General features: G+C 38.8%; 1 rRNA gene. It reads right to left on the bottom strand.

Annotated features, from left to right (window positions below):
- Positions 1-1,253 (bottom strand): 16S ribosomal RNA (locus IEX62_RS24265); the annotation flags it as partial.
- Between the last annotated feature and the right edge of the window lie 382 nt (positions 1,254-1,635).

The following is a 1,635-nucleotide window of genomic DNA, read 5'->3' as shown; positions in this document are numbered from 1 at the left end:
ATATTATCCATTATTTTTCTTTTTTCTCCCCCCCCGCGGCAAACCTACGGGGAGGGGAAAATTGAGTGCTTGCCATATCAAGCATAAAAAATAATATCATTATTATTAATATTCAAATTGTGGTAAGGTTTTTCGTGGGTCACCGAATTAAATAACATACTTCATTGCTGGTGTCAGAAACGGTCTAGTGATTTCAGTTCCTGCGTTGCCGCCTTACTCTTGAGGTGAAATGCTTACACTTTCATTTATAGACTAAATTAAAAATCTAACCTATGGCATTCATAATTGTCTGCAAAGACTACTGGGGTATCTAATCCTTTTTGTTCCCTTTGCCTTCGTCCTTCGACGTCAGTTTTTACATAAAAGATTGCCTTCGCCTTTACCCGTCCCCTAGGTATCACAGAATTTTATCTCTCCACTCTAGAGTACGACCTTCTTACATAAAACTCTAGAAAAATTGTCCCCTATATTTGGGCGAATTTTTCCGTCTGAGTACCCTTTAAACCTATTTATGATGATTAACACTAGTCTCTTACGTATTGCCGCGACTGCTGGCACGTAATTAGTCAAGACAAATGTACATATTGTCATTATCAATATGTATACAGAATTTTACTCGATAAATCGACGTGGAGTCTCCCCCCAATATGGACTAGAAGTATATACCTCATGTGTCAAGAAGACCAGGGGACTAAGGATCTTCTAACGATCACTCATCCATTTGCAAAGTTGACCCCTCATTCCTCCAAGTTACCAGTTCAGGCGTGGGCCCATTGACCAAGATTCCTCACTGCTGTACCTATTTGCCTTGGGATTTTTTCATTCCCAATGTGGTCGATCAGCCTTTTCAGCTTCGACTAAGAGAATTATTGGCTTGTTAAGCCATGACCTTAACAACTACCTATCTCTGAAACTTTTCTCATCCTCTTAAAGCGGATATAATATAAGTAGGCCCCTTTCAACAGGTGCCTAAGATATCCTTTTGCAATATGAAGGATTTGCCTTCACTTTAAGTTAAGCGAAAAAATATTATACTCACCTGTACACCACTTTTAATTAAGAGGTTTTAGGGGCACAAGTTCCCCTAAAACACCCGCTTAAGTCAAAGATTAAACCTTAGCTTAAGCCACAATAAACCCCTTAGCTTAAGCCACGATGAAACCCCTTTCTTAGGCCAAAATTAAACGTTCGATTAGCATGTGTCAAGTATTTGGACAGTGTTCAATCAGAGCCATCACCAAACTCATCTATTTTTATTGATGTAATATAAAATTAAAAAAAATTTTTTTTATTACATCTCTAATTATTTTTTAATTTTGGGGCTGGCCAACGAAGTGACTTCGTTGGCCCAACGAAGTGCTAACGAAGTGGTAGGGCTAGCTTCGCCAGCCAATTTTTTTTTTAGCCGTCCCCCCGCCCTGCAGTACTGCAGGGGCATAATTAAATGTGATGGGGACCTTGAGCAAAGGAGGGGGTACGCGAGTGGAAAAAACTTTTTAAAAATTTAGACGCCTGGCGGCTCGATATAGAATACTTACTATAAAGATATCCTATATCTTGTTCAGGATTAAATTAAGCTGCTTATCGTTTATTATTATTAAATTAGACGCCTGGCGGCTTAATAATAATAAGGTT

This window comes from Paenibacillus hunanensis, from assembly GCF_014645615.1.
In the GTDB taxonomy this organism is placed as follows: domain Bacteria; phylum Bacillota; class Bacilli; order Paenibacillales; family Paenibacillaceae; genus Saccharibacillus; species Saccharibacillus hunanensis.
The sequence above is the reverse complement of the archived record's forward strand: the minus strand, read 5'-3'. Positions and strand labels throughout refer to the sequence as shown.